The organism is Methylobacterium sp. J-070 (genome assembly GCF_022829385.1).
Taxonomy (GTDB): domain Bacteria; phylum Pseudomonadota; class Alphaproteobacteria; order Rhizobiales; family Beijerinckiaceae; genus Methylobacterium.
In genome coordinates, this window is the sequence record NZ_JAKSXX010000291.1 from 78078 (window position 1) to 96289 (window position 18212).

The window sequence follows — 18212 nt, forward strand, 5'->3', positions numbered from 1 at the left end:
CGTTTCCCGTATCCCCGTTGATTCTACGGCTGGAAGTCACAGCCCATCGGGGCGCAGCGCGCAATGCGGGCGCCGCGATCCGCCCTATTCGGCGGCGATGCGCGGCGGCGCCGGGCGCCCGTCATTGGCCGGATGAGCCGGATCGTAGGCGGGCGCATCCGCCGGGTCGTCGCGCTCGCCGACGAACCGGCCGAGCAGCCGTCCGAAGAGGCGCGAGAGGTCGTCCATCAGCACGAAGATGGCCGGCACGAACACCAGCGACAGCACCGTCGAGACGATGAGCCCGCCGATCACCGCAACCGCCATCGGCGAGCGGAACTCGCCGCCGATGCCGAGCGCCATCGCGGAGGGTACCATGCCGGCCGCCATGGCGATCGTGGTCATCACGATCGGCCGCGCGCGCTTGCGCCCGGCATCCACGATGGCGACGTCCCGCGCCACGCCCGCGTGGATCTGCTCGACGGCGAAATCCACCAGCATGATGGCGTTCTTGGTGACGACGCCCATCAGCATCAGGATGCCGATCACCACCGGCATCGAGATCGGCATGTGGCAGATCAGCAGCGCCAGGATCGCCCCGCCGATGGACAGCGGCAGCGAGAACAGGATGGTCAGCGGCTGGAGGAAGTTGCCGAACAGCAGGATCAGAACGCCGAACACCATCATCAGGCCGGCGCCCATGGCGAGCGCGAAGCCCTCGAACACCTCGCCCATCACCTCGGCATCGCCGGTCTGGCTGATCGTGACTCCGGGGGGCAGGTTCCTGGCGGAGGGCAGGTTCATCACCTGGCTGATCAGCTCGGCGAGCGCGTCGGTGCCCTGCATGTCGCCCTCGAGCGCGACGCGCACGGCGCGGTCGTAGCGGTCGATGCCGGTCGGGCCCTGGCCGAGGCTGATGTCGGCGACGGTGGCGAGCGGCACCGCGGTCCCGCCCTTCACCGGCACCTTGAGGGTCTCGAGTTCCGAGAGCCGGCCGCGCAGGCTCTCGGGCAGCTGGACCCGGATCGGCACCTGCCGGTCGATGGCGTTGAACTTGGCGAGGTTCATGCCGATGTCGCCGATCGTACCGACCCGGACGGTCTCGGCGATCGTGTCGGTGGATACGCCGAGATCGGCCGCAACCCCCGGTTTCGGCCGGATCCGGACTTCGGTCCGGTCGAGGGGCGCCGTCGACATGACGTTGACGAGGTGGGGGATCCGCGACGCCTCGCGCTGGAGCCTGGCCGCCACATCGGCCACCACGGCCTTGTCGGGACCCGCGATGATCAGGGCGAGGTCGCGCTGCCCGTTCTCGCGCAGGGCCCAGAAGCGCAGGTCCGGCTCCTCCCGCAGGATCGCCGCCACCTCCGCGTCGACCTGCTTCTGGGTGCGGTGGCGTTCGTTCTTCGGCGTGAGGTTGATGGTGAGGCTGGCGAGCCGCACCTCCTTCTTGGCCGGCAATTGACGGCCGCCGTCGACGAACACGCTCTTCACCTCGGGCAGGGTGCGGACCTTGTCGACGATCCGGTCGGTGATCCGCACCGTGTCGGCGAGCCGCGCCCCCGGCGGCAGTTCCATCACGAACAGCGTGCGCGCCTGGTCCTCCGCCGGCAGGAAGCCCGCCGGCAGCAGGCCCGTGGAGGCGATGGAGGCGGCGAAGCACGCGATGCCGAGCACCAGCGTGATGAACTTGTGCCGCACCGACCACGCCACGAGCCGGGTGTAGCTGCGCATCACGACGCCGTCGCGCTCGTGGTCCGGCCCGTGGTCGCGCAGGAAATAGGCGGCGAGCAGCGGCGTGATCAGCCGTGCCACGAGCAGCGACATGAACACCGCCGCCGCGATGGTGAGGCCGAACTGCTTGAAGTACTGGCCGGCGATCCCGCCCATGAACGAGACCGGCGAGAAGATCGCGATGATCGTCGCCGTGATGGCGATGACCGCGAGCCCGATCTCGTCGGCGGCCTCCAGGGAGGCCCGGTAGGGCGACTTCCCCATCCGCATGTGCCGGACGATGTTCTCGATCTCCACGATCGCGTCGTCCACCAGGATGCCGGTGACCAGGGTGATCGCCAGCAGGCTGACGGCGTTGAGCGAAAAACCGAGCGCGCTCATCACCCAGAAGGTCGGCAGCACCGAGAGCGGCAGCGCCACCGCGGCGATCAGCGTCGCGCGCCAGTCCCGCAGGAACAGCAGCACCACGACGACCGCCAGCGCTGCGCCCTCGATCAGCCCCATCATGGCCGAGTGATAGTTGCCGATGGTGTTGTCGACGCTGGTGTCGATCAGGTCGAAGCGGACATCGGGATTGGCCGCGTGGAGCGCGGCGATCTTCCTGGCGACCCCGACCGAGACCTCGGCGTCGCTGGCGCCGCTCGCCCGCGAGATCGCGAAGGCCACCACCGGCTCGCCGTTGAAGCGCGCGAAGGTGCGGGGCTCCTCCGCGGTGTCCGACAGGGTCGCCAATTCGTCGAGCCGGACCTTGCGATTGCCCGGGACGACGATGGAGGTCATGGCCAGGGTGTCGAGACTCGCCGAGGCGGCGAGCGCCCGGATCGACTGCTCCTGGCCGCCGACCTCGGCGCGGCCGCCGGCCATGTCGGCGGAGGTCAGGCGCAGCTGCCGGTTCACGTCCGCCGCGGTGATGCCGAGCGCCAGCAGCCGGTCGGGCTTCAGGGTGACGCGGATCTCCCGGGCGACGCCGCCCAGACGCTCGACGCCGCCGACGCCCTTCACGCTCTGGAGGCCGCGGGCGACCACGTCGTCCACGAACCACGACAGGTCCTCGGGCGTCATCGCGGGCGCGGAGGCGCCGTAGACCATGATCGGGAGGCCGGCGATCTCGACCCGGGAGACGATCGGCTCGTCGATGGTGCGGGGCAGGTTCTGGCGGATCTTGGCGATGGCGTCCTTGACGTCGTTGGTCGCGCGATCCTGGTTCACCTCCAGGCGGAACTCGATCGTCGTCGTCGAGATGCCCTCGGTGATGGTCGAGAGGATGTGCTTGACGCCCTTCACCCCGGCGACCGAATCCTCGACCCACTTGGTCACCTGGGTCTGCAGCTCGGCGGGCGCGGCGCCCGACTGGGTGATCGTCACCGAGACGATCGGGATGTCGATGTTGGGGAACCGGGTGATCGGCAGCGAGCGGAAGCTCACCAGCCCCAGGATCATCAGGACCAGGAACAGGACGACGGACGGGAGCGGCTTCCGGATCGCCCAGGCGGAGACGTTGAGGCGCATGGCAGGATCCTTCGCCTCGTCCTACCGCGGGGCCGCGTCGGCCATCGGGGCGGCCATGTTGGTGCCGCCCGGGGCCGGCACCGCGCGGACCCGGTCGCCATCGCGCAGGAAGCTCCCGGCGCGGGCCACGACGCTGTCGCCGGCGGCGACGCCCGTGCGGATCTCGGTGAAGCCCTCGGCGGAGAGGCCCGTCGCCACCGACCGCGCCTCGACGCGCCCGTCCCGCACCACCAGCACGCTGGCGCGGCCGTCCGCCGCGTAGAGCAGGCTGGAAACCGGGACGGCGATGCCGGTGCGGCGCGCCACCTCGACGTTGCCGCGGGCGAAGGCGCCGATGCGCAGGGCCGGATCGTCGCCGAGCCGGATGCGCACCTTGCCGAGCCGCGTCGCCCGATCGACCTCCGGGTAGACCCGGCGGACCTTGCCGCGCAGCTGGCGACCGTCGTCGAGGTCGAGGCTGGCCGGGTTGCCCACCTGGATGCGCGCCAGCGAGGTCTCGGGCACCTCGCCCTCGAGCTCGATCTCGCCCCGGGCGATCAGCCGGAACAGCGGCTCTCCGACTGCGGTGGCGGTGGCGCCGATCCGGGCGGTGCGTCGATTGACGATGCCTGCCTCCGGCGCGCGGATGTCGGTGCGGGCGCGTCGCAGGCCGATCTCGGACCCGGAGGCCCGCGCGGTGGCGAGGTCGGCCTGGGCCGATTGCAGCCCGCCCTTGGCGGCGGCGAGGCGCCCTTCCGCCCCCTGGGCGGCCGAGACGCGCTGCTCCAGCACCGCCGCGGTGGCGTTGCCGGTCTTGGCGAGCGACTGGGCGCGTTCCAGGGACTGCTTGGCCTCGACGTTGGCGGCCTCCGCCTGGACGATCTGGCTCTGCGCCTGGACGATGGCGGCCTCGGCCCGGGCGATCGCCGCCGCGTTCGAGGCCTCCTGGGTGGCGATCATCTCCAGCGACAACCGGGCGAGCACCTGCCCCTTGGCGACGCGATCCCCCTCCTCGACCAGCAACTCGGTGATGCGCAGGCCCTCGACCTCGGGGGAGACCAGGATCTCGTCCCGGGGGACCAGCGTGCCGGTCACCACGGCGCGCTCCACGATCTCGCGGCTCTCCGCCGGCACGACGGTGACCACGGGGGCGATGGCGGCGGCATCGGGGACGGCGGCGGGCTCGACCGCCCGGGCAGGTGCAGCGGCGAGGACGGCGAGTCCGCACAGGAGGCCGAGACGGGGCACGCGCCAACGGATGGAGTTCACGAAAGGAGCCTCACGGTCGGCGCTCGACTGGTATCGCCCCTCCCTTGCTGTGCAGGCCGGCGTTTTCATGGCACGCGATCCTCGACGGGGCCGAGCATAGCGCCTGCGGGCGTTCCCGTCGCCGGGCCTCACGCCGCATGCCGTCGCGCGGCGCGGGGCGCGGCAGCGGGTCGAAGGTCGTCAACCCGGCTGCGGGACCTCGTCCGGCCGGACCTGCAGGAACTCCAGCGCCGGTCCCTGCGCGTCCGAGAACACCCCCGCCGTGAGCGCGCCGCCATAGACGGCCGCGGTGTCGAGATTGGTGCGGAACCGCCGGATCTCGGGGCGTCCGCTCCGCTGCGGCGTGTGGCCGTGGACCACGTGGCGGCCGAAATCGTGGTCGCCCTCCAGGAACGGCTCGCGGATCCAGAGGCGGTTGTGATCGTCCGGATCCGGACTCCCGTTTCCGGGCCGGAAGCCGGCATGGACGTACCACCGCGCCGCATCCGCGTGCAGGGTCGGCAGGGCCTCAAGCCAGTCGAGGGTGTCGCGCGGCAGGCCGCCGACGTCGCGCGCGCCGAACGAGTCGAGGGTCGCGTCGCCGCCGTTGTACAGCCAGTGTTCGGCCGTCTGCGGCGCCAGCAGGGCGTCGAGCAGCATGCGTTCGTGATTGCCCATCAGGCAGGCCACGCGGTCCGGCTCGGCCCAGTGCAGCCGGCTGACGGTGCGCAGGACCGCGGCGCTGTCGGGGCCGCGGTCGATGTAGTCGCCCAGGAACACCAGACGGCTCGGGCGGTCGCCGGCATGATCGGCGATCTGCTCCAGCAACACGTCGAGAAGGGCGGCGCAGCCATGGACGTCGCCGATCGCGTAGGTCAGAGGTCCGGGTTCCATGGCGCCATCGTCCACTGGAGCGCCGCTCTCCGCAAGGCCGCGACCACCGAGCCCCTCTATTGCGCGAGGTCGCGCATCACCGCGATCAGGTCCGCCTTGCCCTCGAAGCCGATGCCGGGGAGTTCCGGCATGGTGATGTAGCCGTCCTCCACCCGCACCCCGTCCGGGAACCCGCCGTAGGGCTGGAACAGGTCCGGGTAGCTCTCGTTACCCCCGAGACCGAGGCCGGCGGCGATGTTGAGAGACATCTGGTGTCCCCCATGGGGGATGCACCGGGACGGCGACCAGCCGAACTCGGCGAGCACGTCCAGGATGCGCAGATACTCAACCAGGCCGTACGACAGGGCGCAGTCGAATTGCAGCCAGTCGCGGTCGGGCCGCATGTTGCCGTAGCGCAGGAGGTTGCGGGCGTCCCGGTGCGAGAACAGGTTCTCGCCGGTGGCCATCGGCCCGGGATAGAACGGGGCGAGCGCCGCCTGCAACGCGTAGTCGAGGGGGTCGCCCGCCTCCTCGTACCAGAACAGCGGATAATCCCGCAGCATCCGGGCATAGGCGATGGCGGTCTCGAGATCGAAACGGCCGTTGGCATCCACCGCGAGGCGGCCGCGGCCGTCGATCTCGGCCAGCACCGCCTCGATCCGGCGCCGGTCCTCGTCGATCGGCGCGCCGCCGATCTTCATCTTCACGACCGTGTAGCCGCGGTCGAGGTAGCGGCGCATCTCGGCGCGCAGGGCGGTGTCGTCCTTGCCGGGATAATAGTAGCCCCCCGCCGCGTAGACGAAGACCCGCGGATCGGCCGCGCGGCCCTCCCGCTCGGCGAGCATCCGGAACAGCGGCCGGCCGGCGATCTTGGCCGCCGCATCCCACACCGCCATGTCCAGCGTGCCCACCGCCACCGAGCGCTCGCCGTGGCCGCCGGGCTTCTCGTTGCGCATCAGCGCGGCCCAGATCCGGTGCGGATCGAGATTGTCGCCCGCCTCCGTGAGGAGGCTTTCCGGAGCGGCCTCCAGGATCCGGTCGCGGAAGCGCTCGCGGATCAGGCCGCCCTGGCCGTAGCGGCCGTTGGAGTTGAACCCGTAGCCGACCACCCGGCGCCCGTCCCGGACCACGTCGGTGACTACCGCGACCAGGCTCGTGGTCATCTTGGTGAAGTCGATGTAGGCGTTGCGGATCGGCGAGGCGATGGGTTTGGTGACCTCGCGGACGTCGACGATGCGCATGGCTCCTGCCCCCTCTCGCGTCTCCGCGCGTTTGCCTCTGCCGCCCCTGGACGTGCTGGCCGGCATCAGGCCGTACCACTTGCTCGAGCGCCAGAGCCGCACCCGGCTCCCCGCGGAGCCTCAGGCTTTCGCGACCCGCGCGTAGCGGCCGTCGTAGCGGCCGGCGCGGATCAGCGCGAGCACCTCCGTCTCGCGGGCGGCCTGCGCCTGCACGGCCTCGATCAGCGACGGCCCGAGCTCGGGTGAGAAGGTCACGACGCCGTCGGTGTCGCCGACCACCACGTCGCCGGGGTTCACCGTCCAGCCGCCGACGCAGATCGGCACGTTGATCGCGCCGGGTCCGGTCTTGAAGGGCCCGCGCGGCGTCGCCGCCCGGGCATAACAGGGGAAGTCGGCCTGCGCGAAGGCGTCGGTATCGCGCACGGCGCCGTCGATCACGAAGCCCGCCACGCCGCGGCTCTCGGCGATCGCCTTCATGATGTCGCCGACCAGCGCCCGGCTCGTGTCGCCCCCGCCGTCGACGACGATCACATCCCCGCGACGGACCTCTTCCAGGGCCTGGTGGATGGCGAGGTTGTCGCCGGCGCGCACCCGGACCGTGAAGGCGGTGCCGACGAGGCGCCCGCGCCGGTGGAACGCGCGCAGGCCCGCCAGAACCGGCATCCGGTCGAGGCAGTCGCTGATCGTCGCCGTCGCGACGTCGCGGAAGGCGGCCAGAAGGGCGGGATCGACGGCAGGCGGTGCGGGATTGCGCATGATGGCAGTCATCGGACCGGATCTCTCCCTCGCGCCACGCCATGACGGCGCCGGCGGTTTGGCGGATCCTGCCTCAGGATCGGCGCGCTGTCGCGGTCGCGCGCGTCAATGGTCCGCGGTCGGCACCGTTCCGCCACCCGTGGCGAGCTTCCGGCGGGCGTCGGCCTGACCGCTGGTCGTCCCGAAATACGTCGCGGAGTCGCCCAGCTGAACGGCCGGCTGGCAGTTCGGCGTGCAGGACAGGGATTCCCGCTCGAGCCCGCGCTGGACCGTGATGGTCGACTCCTGCGACGCCTCGACCCGGATCGTCGTCTCGGCGATCATGGCGCCGGCATTGTCCAGCGCGATCAGGTTGGTCGAGCCGAAGCTCTTGCCGGTGAGCACGAGCACGCCGTTCTTCTGCGGCGTCACCTCGGCGATGATCGGATTGCCGACGATGACGGTCGACGTCTTCTCCGGCAGGCGGATGACCTTGGCGTTGTCCACCAGAACGGTCACGACCGGCAGCAGCTCGGGCTGGGCGGCCGCCGCCGCCGTGGCGCCCAACAGCAGGACGACGAGGCCGGCTCGGCCCGCCTTCGACAAGGTGCGGCGCATCGGAGACCCTCAAGAGGAGGCGGGCGGTCCACGGGACGCCGCTCCAGAGCGGGAGATACGCCGCATCGGTGAAGGAAGCGCTAAGCAAGACCAAGACGCCCGCTGCGTGTCAGATCGTTGAAACCCTACCTTCACCACGCCCGCACTCGGCCGAGCCAAGCGGGCGATCCGATCGAGATTTAACCGATTTTCAAGGCGTAATCGGCAGTCTGTGCGAGCCGCCGGTCGAGACCTGAAACTCTTCATCGGGCATCGTCCAAGCTTTAGTCGCACTGTTGATCGAAGGATCACTCCTCATGAAGACCCTGTTCACGCGTTTCGCCTCGGACGAGTCCGGTGCCACCGCCATCGAGTACGGCATGATCGCTGCCCTGATCGCCGTCGCCATCATCACCGCGCTGCGCACCGTCGGCACCAACCTGACCAACAAGTTCAGCCAGATCTCCGGCAACCTGAACTGATCGCGGTCCATCGGCCACGATCTGCGGCAGGTCTGAGACGCTTCGTCCGCGCTGAGCGGACGGGGCGGTCTCGACCGGCCGCCGCGGCCGTTGCTCGGGATCGACCGCCCACCGGCGCCGCTCGTCCCGGAGTCAGACCCGCGGGATCCGCCAACGGCAGCCGCCCTGTCGGGGCGGCGCGTTCGTCCCGCGGCAACCGATACCGACAAGGTTGATCCAGACATGCTCGGCACGGATATGGTCGGCATCGACTTCGCAGCTTCAGGGATGGCGGGGCTCGGCCTCGCGAGCTTCGGGCTGCTGATCCTGTTCCCGTTCCTGATGGCGTACGCCGCGGCGAGCGATCTGCTGACGATGCTGATCCCGAACCGGATCTCCCTCGCCCTGGTGGCGGGGTTTGCGCTACTCGCCGTCACGGGGCCGATGAACTGGACCGAGATCGGCTACCATCTGGGCGCCGGGACGGTGGTTCTCCTGGCAACCTTCACGCTGTTCGCCTTCGGGGTGATCGGCGGGGGCGATGCGAAGCTGGCGGCCGCCACCGCGCTGTGGCTCGGCTTCGACGGCCTCGGCGACTATCTGCTGGTGGCCTCGATCTTCGGTGGGGCCCTCACCCTCGCGATCCTGTTCGCGCGGTCGCATCCGCTGCCCCTGCGCATCGCGCGCATGCCCTTCGCCCTGCATCTCCACGACGCCAAGACCGGGATCCCCTACGGGATCGCCCTGGCGGCTGCCGCCCTCATCATCCTGCCCGAGACCGAGATCTGGACGCGGGCGCTCGCCGGCTGAGGGACGCGCCAGCGTCGCGGGCCCGCGGGCTGGGCTCGGCGGTTCGGTGTTGCGCCGAATCCACGGTTCCGGATCTGGAGCCCGGGTCGCGGCCCCGCTAAAAGCCCGACATGCCCCTCGCGCTGCTGCGTCGCCCTGATCCGGACCACCTCGAGATCGAGCACGAGGGGACCAGCCTCCGCATCGCGTTGCGCCGCCGCCCGACCGCACGCCGCATCACGCTGCGGGTCTCGGCGGCCACCGGCGATGTCGTGATCACGCTCCCGAGCCGCACGGCCGTGAACACCGCGCAGCGCTTCGCCGCCAGCCATGCAGGCTGGATCGCCGCCCGTCTGGCGCGCATGCCCGCCCGCGTCGTCTTCGAGCCGGGCGCGGCCGTGCCGCTGCGCGGCGTACCCCACCGCGTGTGTCTGCACGCGACACGCAGCGCTGCGGTGCGAGTCACGCACGAAGGCGAGGAAGCGGTGATCACGGTCGCCTGCGCGCCGGCCCACGTGGCGCGCCGGATCCGCGACTTCCTGGCGCGGGAAGCCCGGCGTGACCTCGGTGAAGCGGTCGAACGCTACGCGGAACGGCTTGGGGAGCGGCCGGCGCGCATCACCCTGCGCGATACCCGCAGCCGCTGGGGATCCTGCACCGCGCGCCGGGAGCTGAACTTCTCGTGGCGGCTGATCCTGGCGCCCCCGATGGTGCTCGACTACCTCGTCGCCCACGAGATGGCGCATCTGCGCGAGATGAATCATTCGCCCCGGTTCTGGGCGCTCCTGCGCGACCTCTGCCCGAACGTGGATGCCGCGGAAGCCTGGCTGAAGCGCCACGGCGCCGGCTTGCACCGCTACGGGTGAGCGGCGCCGGCCTCAGCCCTTGGCGCGGAGCACCCGCTGCCGAACAACGGCGTCGGCCGGCCAAGTCGGCCGGGGATCGACTTCGCCGGGCGCGAGGGTGCGCGGGGCGACGCTGTCGCAGACCTCGCGCTGACGGATGATCACCGGGTTGCCGAACGCGTCGCGCCGGCGGACCAAGCCGCCCTCCCGGCAATACCCGGCGATCGCCGCCTGTCCGTTGCGGCGACCATACGGGTTCACCGCCACCGGCGGATGCTCGATCACCAAGGTGCCGGTTTGGTTCAGCGAGCGCTCGACGTAGGTCGTCTCGTCGACCGGCAGGGACTGGGCCCCGGCCTGAGTGAGGGTGGCCAACAGGCAGGCGGCCGAGAGGGCGAGCGGGCGCATCACGACTTCAGGATCCTGCATTGAAAGACTGACGTGGCCTTATCTAGGCCCGCATATCCCGCACGAATAGCGCCGCAGGGCAACACCGCGCCCGCATCGCTTGACAGCGCGGGGGCGGCCATGGTCGGAACACGCCCGATTGTACGGCTCCTGCCGGTCCACGGCGGGAGCGTTCCGAAGGGATCGGTGGTGCCGCTTCACGCGAGGCTCGTTCGTTTGCGGCAAGCCATCCTGCGCGCCGCGCTGCCGGTAGTCCTCGCTCTGGTCGCGGCGGCGTCCTCATCCGCGGGGCCGGCGGCAGCGCAGGGCATGGTCCGGAAGACCTTCGACGATTGGCAGCTCCGCTGCGAGACGCCGGCCGGGGCGAAGGCCGAGCAATGCGCGCTCGTGCAGTATCTCGCCGCCGAGGATCGTCCGAACCTGACCCTCGTGGTGATCGTCCTGAAGACGGCCGACAACCGCGGCTATCTGCTGCGCGTCGTGGCACCGCTCGGCGTGCTCCTGCCCTCGGGCCTCGGCCTGAAGATCGATCAGACCGATATCGGCCGCGCGGGCTTCGTCCGTTGCCTCACCACCGGTTGCGTGGCCGAGGTGGTGATGGACGATGGCCTGGTCCGGCAGTTCAAGGGCGGCTCGCAGGCGACCTTCATCGTGTTCCAGACGCCGGAGGAAGGCGTCGGCATCCCGCTCTCGATGAAGGGTTTCGCAGCCGGGTTCGACAGCCTGAAATGACGATGCCGCTCGGGAGCCGTGCGATGATCGACGATCGGGACGTATCCGCGGGACGGCGGCGGCATGGGACCGCGCGATCCGCCAGGCTTCTCAGCCTCGGAGGCCTCGTCCTGGCCGCATCCGTCGCGGTCGTCCCGGCCCGCGCTGAGGACGGCAACGTCTTCTCCAACCTGCTGAAGTTCGGCGGCACCACGGTCCCGCCGTCGCAGCCCGAATCCCTCGATCCGCCCTATTGTCCACCCGTCGAGGTCGCCGACGGCGCCGCCGCATCGCGCACGCTCGCGGGTGAGGCCGTGCGCACGCAGTTCTCCCTTGCCCGCCTCGCCCGGGAATGCACGCGGCGGCAGGACGGTTCGATCACCGTGAAGGCGGGCGTCGAGGTCAACGTCCTGCTGGGCCCGGCGGGGGCGCCGGGCCGGTTCGACGTGCCGGTTACGTTCCAGATCCGCCACGAAGGCAAGGTGATCACGAGTCGCGTCGAGCGGGCCGGCGTGATCGTCGAGTCCGGGCAAGCGCAGGGCTTCGCCACCATCGTCGCCGACGAGCTTCAGGTCCCGGTCGCGGCGACCGCCGACTATGACATCACGGTTGGCATCGGCACCGGTAAGGGGAGCGGCGGAAAGCCCGCCTCGAAGCCGCGCCGACGGAAACCGGCGGTGGCAGCGGCTCCCGCCGCCGGAGGCGACGCTGCCCAGTGACGCCGCGGCGCACCTCGTCGATCCGATCCCCCTGACGGCACCTGCCGGTCGCGGCCGGATCCCGCTCGGTCGCACGGCGCGCTTCCACCTGGAGGCGACGGACGATCCGGTCTTCGGCCGCCGCCTCGTCCTTCCGGACGGCCCGGCGGCCGGCTGGATCGTCCTGAGTTACAGCGGTGCCCCCCTGGCGACGGCCTACCGCCCGATCCTGCGGATCCTGCGCGGACCCGACGCCGCGACCCAGGACTTCGTGCTCCCGGGCGCCGCTCAAGGCCTCGCGCACTGGCTCGGACTGATTCCGGCCGATGCGCGGGAGATCCGCCTGTGCGCCGGTTCCGACTTCCTCCTCGAGCGGGTCGGGCTCCGGCGCGAGGCCGGTGTGCTGGCGCAATGCCTCCTGCGCCGGCCCTGGCGCTTCGTGGGTGCGCTGTACGAGCGCGCCCGCGGTTCGGAACGGCGCTACCGCGACACCCTGCGGGGGGCCTGCGCGGTGACGCCCATGACGCGGTTCCCGTCCTGGGCCGCGGCGCGAACCCGCTCCGTGCGGATTCCGCCGGTTCACCTGAAGATCCGCTGCCTCGTCCTGGCGCGCCCCACGGATGCGGCGGCGCTGGCCTCCACGCTGGACGCACTCCGGAACCAGACGCACCGGGCTGACGACGTCTGCGTCGCCTGGGACGGCGGACCGCCGGCCGCAGCGGATCCGCGTGCCCGCCACGAGCGCTGGGACGAGGGCGCATCCCCGGCTGGTCTGATCGCCGACGCCGACGCCCTCTGCCTGCTGCGGGCCGGCGACGTCCCGGAGCCCGAGGCCCTCGCGTTGCTGGGGCATGCCGTCTCGGGCGCGGACCTCGCCTACGGGGATGCGGTCGGGCCCGACGGCGCGCCCCGCCTGAAGCCGGGCTGGAGCCCGGACCTCGCCCTTGCGACGGGCTACGTCGGCCGCCCGCTGCTGGTGTCGCGCGCGTTCCTCGACGCAGCGGGGGCCGCGACCCTCGGCCCGCAGGCGGAGGCGACCCTCGCCCTCGAGGTTGCCGCCGTCGCGGCCGGGGCCGCGGTGATCCATGTGCCGCGCATTCTTGCCCGCACCGTCGATGATTTTCTCGCCCGGGATGCCCGGGCCCAGGCGCTCGACGGTCGGCTGAAGGCGTCGGGTTCGCGAGTCCGCGCCGCGATCCACGCCGGCGCCGTCCGGCTCGACTGGCCCCTGCCGCAACCGGCGCCGGCGGTCAGCGTCGTGATCCCGTCGCGCGACCGGCTCGACCTGATCGCGCGCGTCTGCCGCGGGGTCCTGCACGAGACCGCCTATGCACCCGTCGAGCTGATCATCGTCGACAACGGCTCGACCGACCCGGGCGTGCTGGCGCATTACGAGACGCTGCGTCGCGACCCGCGCGTGCGCATCCGCATCGATCCGCAGCCCTTCAACTTCGCCGCGATGGTCAATGCCGGCGTCGCCGTGGCGACGGGCGCCGTCGTCGTGCTGCTCAACAACGACGTGGCCGTGCTGGAGCCGGGCTGGCTTGAGGCGATGGTCCGCCACGCTTGCCGGCCGGAGGTGGGGGCCGTGGGCGCAAAGCTGCTCTACGGCGACGGCACCCTGCAGCATGCCGGCGTCGTCGTCGGCCTGGGCGGACGGGCGGGCCATATCCTGCGCCGCCGTCCCGGCGACACGCCGGGCCATCTCGGGCGCCTGCACGTCGCCCACGAGGTCTCGGCGGTCACCGCCGCCTGTCTCGCGGTCGCGCGCGAGAAGTACCTCGCGGTCGGCGGCTTCGACGCCGAGGCTTTCCCCGTCGACTTCAACGACGTCGATTTCTGCCTGCGGCTCGGCGCGGCCGGCTGGAAGACGGTCTGGACTCCGGCGGCAGCCCTGGCGCATCTCGAATCCGTCAGCCGCGGCCCCTCCACGGGTGCCAAGCGCGCCCGGTTCGAGCAGGAGGCCGCGCGCTTCTCCGAGCGCTGGCGCGACGTGATCCGCCACGATCCGTACTACCATCCCGCCCTGTCGCTCACGACGTTCGGCGAGGATCTCGAATGACGCCCGGACCGGGCCCGGGCGGCGGCCTGTATCTCGGATCCCCGCGGCGATCCTGGCGCGGGCTGGTCGAGGCGGCGCGTCAGGTCGTGGGCAGGCCTCGGGAGGCCGGACACGTCCTCTGGGCGCGGCTGACCGGCAAGCGGCGGCGCGCCCGCCAGAAGGGCGCGGCACTCGTCGGGATCGATCACCGGCTCGCCCTTCCGGCGCGTAGTCTCGACCGCTACCCGCCGGCCGCCGCCGGGCCGGGAGGCGACATCCGGGTGATCGGCGACGGCGTTCTCGTCGAAGGCGCCCCCGAGCGGATCGCCGCGGCCTTCGCGGCCGATCCCGATCTCCACGCCGTGTACGGCGACGCGCTGGTGGAGGACCGGCCGGGCGGTCCGGCTTTGCCGCTGCTGCCGCCGGTCTTCGACGCCGACCGGCTCGCGGCCTTCGACTATCTCGGCCCCGTCCTGGCCTTTCGGGGCGGCGCCCTCGACGCGGAGGCCGGTCCGGTCGGTCCGGCCGAGGCCGCCCTGCGCATCGCCGAGCGGCACGGCCCGCACGCGGTCGGCCACCTTCCGGAGATCCTGTCGGTCCGGCGCGCGGGGGCGGCCCACGGAGGCCCTCCGGAAGGGGCGGGGCGGGGGGAGCGGCACCGCGAGGTCGTGCGCCGCCACCTCGACCGGATCGGACGCCCCGAGGCCGGCCTCGTCGTCGCGCCGGACGGGCTCGTGCGGGTCGAATACCCGATCCCCGATCCGCCGCCCCTCGCCAGCATCATCGTCCCGACCCGCGACCGGCTCGACCTGCTCCGCCCCTGCCTCGACAGCCTGCGAACCTGCACCGACTGGCCCGCGTTCGAGATCCTGGTCTGCGACAACGACAGTCGCGAGAAGGAGACCCTGGACTTCCTGCGCGGCCTGGAGCGGGAGGGGAGGGGGCTGGTCGTACCCTGTCCCGGGCCGTTCAACTTCGCCGCCATGAACAACGCCGCGGCGGCCCGCGCCCGCGGCGCTCTGCTGGTCTTCGTCAACAACGACGTCGAGGCGTTCCGACCCGACTGGCTGTCCCTGATGGCCCGCGAGGCCCTGCGCCCGGAGGTGGGCGCCGTGGGTGCCAGGCTCCTCGACGGGGCCGGCCGGATCCAGCACGCCGGCATCGTGCTCGGCACGGGCGGCCTCGTCACCCACGGCCACCGCCACTTCGCCGGCGACGCCCCCGGCTACCTCGCGGCGTTGCGCGTCACCCACGCGGTCTCGGCCGTGACGGCGGCCTGCCTCGTCGTGGAGGCGGCCAAGTTCCGGGCGGTCGGCGGGTTCGACGAGGTGGAGTTCGCCGTCGACTTCAACGACGTGGATCTCTGCCTGCGCCTCGACGCGGCCGGCCACCGCACGCTCCTGGTGCCGGGGGCGGTTCTGCATCACCGGGAATCGGCGAGCCGCCGCTGGACCCCGCAGGCCCGCGAGCGGCACGAGCGCGAGATCGCGGCGCTGAAAACGCGATGGGGGCCGCTGCTCGCGCAGGACCCCCATTACCACCCGGGCTTCGACCCGGATCTCTCGACCCATGCGCGTCTGCGCCCGGGCTTCCCCGGGTCCGGGCGCGCAATCCTGCGCCGCCCGCCCGCCTGAGGGCCTACTGGACGAGGCGCGGACCGCTGCCCTGGACCTTCTCGTTCTCCGACATGATGCCGAGACGCCGGGCGACCTCCGTGTAGGCCTCGATCAGACCGCCGAGATCCTTGCGGAACCGGTCCTTGTCGAGCTTGTCGGACGACTTGATGTCCCACAGGCGGCAGGAATCCGGGGAGATCTCGTCGGCGACGACTATGCGCATCATGTCGCCTTCCCAGAGCCGGCCGGTCTCCATCTTGAAGTCCACCAGACGGATGCCGACGCCGAGGAAGAGCCCGGACAGGAAGTCGTTGACGCGGATCGCCAGCGCCATGATGTCGTCGATCTCCTGGGGCGTCGCCCAGCCGAAGGCGGTGATGTGCTCCTCGGAGACCATCGGATCGTTGAGCGCGTCGTTCTTGTAGTAGAATTCGATGATCGAGCGCGGCAGCTGCGTGCCTTCCTCCAGGCCCAGCCGCGTGGCCAGCGACCCGGCCGCGACGTTGCGCACCACCACCTCGAGCGGGATGATCTCGACTTCGCGGATCAGCTGCTCGCGCATGTTGAGCCGGCGGATGAAATGCGTCGGCACACCGATGTCGTTGAGGTGCTGGAAGACGAATTCCGAGATCCGGTTGTTCAGCACGCCCTTGCCGTCGATGACCTCGTGCTTCTTCGCGTTGAAGGCCGTCGCGTCATCCTTGAAGTGCTGGATGAGCGTGCCGGGCTCGGGCCCCTCGTAGAGGACCTTCGCCTTGCCCTCGTAGATGCGACGGCGGCGGTTCATAGGCGTGTACCGTGGTTTGAGGAAGTCCATGGGCCGAGGCTCCTGATGCGCGACGATGGGGAGGAATCCGCGGCGCGGCGACCGGACACGAGGTCGGGCGGCCGGACGGCCTCTGCCCGAGAGCCCCGGCAACCGGTTGGTAAACTAGCCGAAGCGGGCTTGCAGCACAACGCGTAGGCCCGCGGGGCGGGATTGCGGAGAGCGCCCCGGACGGGCCCCGGATGCGTCCCGGGCATCCTCACGCCGGCGTCTTGGACGGGTATCGGCAGAGATCCGCGATGCGGCAGCGTGGGCATTCGGGCTTCCGCGCCTTGCAGGTGTAGCGGCCGTGCAGAATCAGCCAGTGATGGGCATGCAGGCGATAGGGCTCCGGCACGATCGCCTCCAGCCCGGCCTGAACCCTGTCGGGGGTCGCGCCGACGACCAGCGGGATCCGATTTGACACCCGGAAGATATGGGTGTCGACGGCGATCCGCGGGACCCCGAAGGCGATGTTCAGCACGACGCTCGCGGTCTTGGCGCCGACGCCCGGAAGCACCTGCAGCGCCTCCAGGCTCGCCGGCACCGCGCCGCCGTGCTGCTCCACCAGGATGCGCGAGAGCGCGACCACGTTCTTCGCCTTGGTGTTGAACAGCCCGATCGTGCGGACGAAGTCGCGGATCCGGTCCTCGCCCAGCGCCAGCATCTTGTCCGGGCTGTCGGCCACGGCGAAGAGCGGACGGGTGGCGAGGTTGACCCCCCGGTCGGTCGCCTGGGCCGACAGCACCACCGCGACGAGCAGCGTGAACGGGTTGACGTAATGCAGCTCGCCCTTCGGTTCCGGCTCGTCCGCGTGGAAGCGCCGGAAGATCTCGGCGAGGGTCGCGGAATCGACGGGAGCGGGCGCGGTCTCCACCCGGGCGATGGTCGCGGGTCCGATCGGGCCGCCGAGCCGGGCCGAGGCCGCGCGGTTCGGACCGCTCTTCGACCGTCCCGCGCTGGAGCGGTCGGCGCGATCCGTCACGGGCGGCGGTGGCTTTCTGGCGGGCATCGGCGCGTTATATGGATCGCATGGCGAGCGGCAATCCTTCCGTCCATCCCTACGGGCTCGACCCGGATACGATCGACCGGCCGGTCTTCTCGGCCACCATCCGACCGCACCAGTCCCTGAGCCGGCGCGGCTTCCGGGTGGTGATGGCGGGCTGCTGCGCGGTCTCGGTCACCGTCTCGGTCTGGGCGTGGCGGATGGGCTTCTGGCCGGTGGCCGGCTTCTTCGGCCTCGACATGCTGGCGATCTACACGGCGCTGAAGGTCAGCTTCCGTCGGGGGCGCTCCTTCGAGGAGGTGATGATCTCGCAGATCGAGATCCTGCTCGCCCGGGTCAGCCATCGGGGCGAACGGCGCGAGTGGCGGTTTAACCCCCTCTGGACCAAGCTCGAGACCATCGAGGACGACGAGTATGGGCTTCAGCGCCTGACCCTGATCTCGCGCCGGCAGCAGGCCCTGGTGGCCCGCGACGCCGGACCCGACGAGCGCGCCCGCGTCGCCCAGGGCCTCAGCGCGGCGCTGGCACAGGTGAAGAAGGGCTATTGAAGAACCCACCGCGTCGCCGCGCCCGCGATGCCCCGCAACCGCGCGGATCGGGAAAAACGCCGGCCCCGCGGAGATGGGGTGTTGACGGCTGTGATTGGTGGATCTATATCCCGGCTCATCGGCGCCGGCCGCGAGAGTGGTCCGGGCGCTGGTCTATCTTCTGACAAGCGGCGGGACTGTCTGGCGAGGTTGCCGGGCGGTGTTCTGTTTGCCGCGTGATGGGCTCCGGCGACGGGGCGGCGCGTTGACAAGTTGGATGTGCGGAAGGGAGACGCGGGCGGCGTTTTTCCTTGCGGCGGGGGCTTATGGCCCTGGCGGGAGAGACTTGGTCCGATCTGCTGTACTTCTTTCTGAGCTCACCCACGGGTGTTTGGCCGTGTGCAGCGTGG

17 protein-coding genes are annotated in these 18212 nt (G+C 71.2%); 8 read left to right on the forward strand and 9 right to left on the reverse strand.

The features are described from left to right. Positions 1-84: 84 nt before the first annotated feature. From MKL01_RS33780 to MKL01_RS33805, 6 genes are all read right to left on the reverse strand, one after another. Positions 85-3222 carry an efflux RND transporter permease subunit gene (locus MKL01_RS33780; protein WP_243909536.1) on the reverse strand — a complete coding sequence of 1046 codons (3138 nt, stop codon included), beginning with the start codon at positions 3220-3222 and terminating at the stop codon, positions 85-87. A 21-nt stretch (positions 3223-3243) separates the two neighbouring features. Next, positions 3244-4539: an efflux RND transporter periplasmic adaptor subunit gene (locus MKL01_RS33785; RefSeq protein WP_243909537.1), complete on the reverse strand. Its 1296-nt coding sequence runs from the start codon at positions 4537-4539 to the stop codon at positions 3244-3246. A gap of 111 nt (positions 4540-4650) precedes the next feature. Next, a complete protein-coding gene (locus MKL01_RS33790; protein ID WP_243909538.1) occupies positions 4651-5343 on the reverse strand; it encodes a metallophosphoesterase family protein in 693 nt (230 codons plus the stop codon). A gap of 56 nt (positions 5344-5399) precedes the next feature. Then, positions 5400-6563: a mandelate racemase/muconate lactonizing enzyme family protein gene (locus MKL01_RS33795; protein ID WP_243909539.1), complete on the reverse strand. Its 1164-nt coding sequence runs from the start codon at positions 6561-6563 to the stop codon at positions 5400-5402. Between the two features lie 120 nt (positions 6564-6683). Further along, entirely contained in the window at positions 6684-7331 is a 648-nt protein-coding gene (locus MKL01_RS33800) for an RraA family protein (RefSeq protein WP_243909540.1), read from the reverse strand. 93 nt (positions 7332-7424) lie between these two features. Beyond that, on the reverse strand, positions 7425-7916 hold the full coding sequence (locus tag MKL01_RS33805; RefSeq protein ID WP_243909541.1) for a pilus assembly protein N-terminal domain-containing protein: 492 nt from the start codon (positions 7914-7916) through the stop codon (positions 7425-7427). Between the two features lie 296 nt (positions 7917-8212). Between MKL01_RS33805 and MKL01_RS33810 the strand changes: the two genes are divergently transcribed. From MKL01_RS33810 to MKL01_RS33820, 3 genes are all read left to right on the forward strand, one after another. Further along, complete coding sequence (locus tag MKL01_RS33810) at positions 8213-8377, forward strand: Flp family type IVb pilin (RefSeq protein ID WP_243909542.1); 165 nt, start codon at positions 8213-8215, stop codon at positions 8375-8377. A 222-nt stretch (positions 8378-8599) separates the two neighbouring features. Next, a complete protein-coding gene (locus MKL01_RS33815) occupies positions 8600-9166 on the forward strand; it encodes a prepilin peptidase (RefSeq protein ID WP_243909543.1) in 567 nt (188 codons plus the stop codon). A 110-nt stretch (positions 9167-9276) separates the two neighbouring features. Continuing rightward, entirely contained in the window at positions 9277-10011 is a 735-nt protein-coding gene (locus MKL01_RS33820) for a M48 family metallopeptidase (protein WP_243909544.1), read from the forward strand. A 12-nt stretch (positions 10012-10023) separates the two neighbouring features. On the opposite strand, the gene MKL01_RS33825 is transcribed toward MKL01_RS33820, so the two are convergent. Further along, entirely contained in the window at positions 10024-10398 is a 375-nt protein-coding gene (locus MKL01_RS33825) for a hypothetical protein (RefSeq protein ID WP_243909555.1), read from the reverse strand. A 186-nt stretch (positions 10399-10584) separates the two neighbouring features. Between MKL01_RS33825 and MKL01_RS33830 the strand changes: the two genes are divergently transcribed. The 4 genes from MKL01_RS33830 to MKL01_RS33845 are packed head-to-tail and all read left to right on the forward strand — an operon-like array spanning position 10585 to position 15482. Beyond that, positions 10585-11130 carry an invasion associated locus B family protein gene (locus MKL01_RS33830; protein WP_409566399.1) on the forward strand — a complete coding sequence of 182 codons (546 nt, stop codon included), beginning with the start codon at positions 10585-10587 and terminating at the stop codon, positions 11128-11130. 23 nt (positions 11131-11153) lie between these two features. Next, entirely contained in the window at positions 11154-11828 is a 675-nt protein-coding gene (locus tag MKL01_RS33835; protein ID WP_243909545.1) for a hypothetical protein, read from the forward strand. Next, on the forward strand, positions 11719-13869 hold the full coding sequence (locus tag MKL01_RS33840; protein WP_243909546.1) for a glycosyltransferase family 2 protein: 2151 nt from the start codon (positions 11719-11721) through the stop codon (positions 13867-13869). Before MKL01_RS33835 ends, MKL01_RS33840 begins: the two co-directional genes overlap by 110 nt. Beyond that, positions 13866-15482: a glycosyltransferase gene (locus tag MKL01_RS33845; protein ID WP_243909547.1), complete on the forward strand. Its 1617-nt coding sequence runs from the start codon at positions 13866-13868 to the stop codon at positions 15480-15482. The genes MKL01_RS33840 and MKL01_RS33845 overlap by 4 nt, the downstream gene beginning before the upstream one ends. Before the next feature lie 4 nt (positions 15483-15486). On the opposite strand, the gene purC is transcribed toward MKL01_RS33845, so the two are convergent. Both purC and nth read right to left on the reverse strand, forming a co-directional pair. After that, positions 15487-16281 (reverse strand): phosphoribosylaminoimidazolesuccinocarboxamide synthase, encoded by a 795-nt coding sequence (gene purC, locus MKL01_RS33850; RefSeq protein ID WP_243909548.1) that lies wholly within the window; start codon positions 16279-16281, stop codon positions 15487-15489. A gap of 208 nt (positions 16282-16489) precedes the next feature. Further along, positions 16490-17281 (reverse strand): endonuclease III, encoded by a 792-nt coding sequence (gene nth / locus MKL01_RS33855; RefSeq protein ID WP_243909549.1) that lies wholly within the window; start codon positions 17279-17281, stop codon positions 16490-16492. 20 nt (positions 17282-17301) lie between these two features. Here nth and MKL01_RS33860 point away from each other — a divergent pair, with 20 nt between their 5' ends. Beyond that, entirely contained in the window at positions 17302-17823 is a 522-nt protein-coding gene (locus MKL01_RS33860; RefSeq protein ID WP_243909550.1) for a DUF2244 domain-containing protein, read from the forward strand. Positions 17824-18212: the final 389 nt, after the last annotated feature.

Bases quoted from the DNA above. Each gene is read 5' to 3' on its own strand.
- MKL01_RS33780 (WP_243909536.1), bottom strand. From the start codon at position 3,222: ATGCGCCTCAACGTCTCCGCCTGGGCGATCCGGAAGCCGCTCCCGTCC.
- MKL01_RS33785 (WP_243909537.1), bottom strand. From the start codon at position 4,539: ATGAAAACGCCGGCCTGCACAGCAAGGGAGGGGCGATACCAGTCGAGC.
- MKL01_RS33790 (WP_243909538.1), bottom strand. From the start codon at position 5,343: ATGGAACCCGGACCTCTGACCTACGCGATCGGCGACGTCCATGGCTGC.
- MKL01_RS33795 (WP_243909539.1), bottom strand. From the start codon at position 6,563: ATGCGCATCGTCGACGTCCGCGAGGTCACCAAACCCATCGCCTCGCCG.
- MKL01_RS33800 (WP_243909540.1), bottom strand. From the start codon at position 7,331: ATGACTGCCATCATGCGCAATCCCGCACCGCCTGCCGTCGATCCCGCC.
- MKL01_RS33805 (WP_243909541.1), bottom strand. From the start codon at position 7,916: ATGCGCCGCACCTTGTCGAAGGCGGGCCGAGCCGGCCTCGTCGTCCTG.
- MKL01_RS33810 (WP_243909542.1), top strand. From the start codon at position 8,213: ATGAAGACCCTGTTCACGCGTTTCGCCTCGGACGAGTCCGGTGCCACC.
- MKL01_RS33815 (WP_243909543.1), top strand. From the start codon at position 8,600: ATGCTCGGCACGGATATGGTCGGCATCGACTTCGCAGCTTCAGGGATG.
- MKL01_RS33820 (WP_243909544.1), top strand. From the start codon at position 9,277: ATGCCCCTCGCGCTGCTGCGTCGCCCTGATCCGGACCACCTCGAGATC.
- MKL01_RS33825 (WP_243909555.1), bottom strand. From the start codon at position 10,398: ATGCGCCCGCTCGCCCTCTCGGCCGCCTGCCTGTTGGCCACCCTCACT.
- MKL01_RS33835 (WP_243909545.1), top strand. From the start codon at position 11,154: ATGATCGACGATCGGGACGTATCCGCGGGACGGCGGCGGCATGGGACC.
- MKL01_RS33845 (WP_243909547.1), top strand. From the start codon at position 13,866: ATGACGCCCGGACCGGGCCCGGGCGGCGGCCTGTATCTCGGATCCCCG.
- purC (WP_243909548.1), bottom strand. From the start codon at position 16,281: ATGGACTTCCTCAAACCACGGTACACGCCTATGAACCGCCGCCGTCGC.
- nth (WP_243909549.1), bottom strand. From the start codon at position 17,281: ATGCCCGCCAGAAAGCCACCGCCGCCCGTGACGGATCGCGCCGACCGC.
- MKL01_RS33860 (WP_243909550.1), top strand. From the start codon at position 17,302: ATGGCGAGCGGCAATCCTTCCGTCCATCCCTACGGGCTCGACCCGGAT.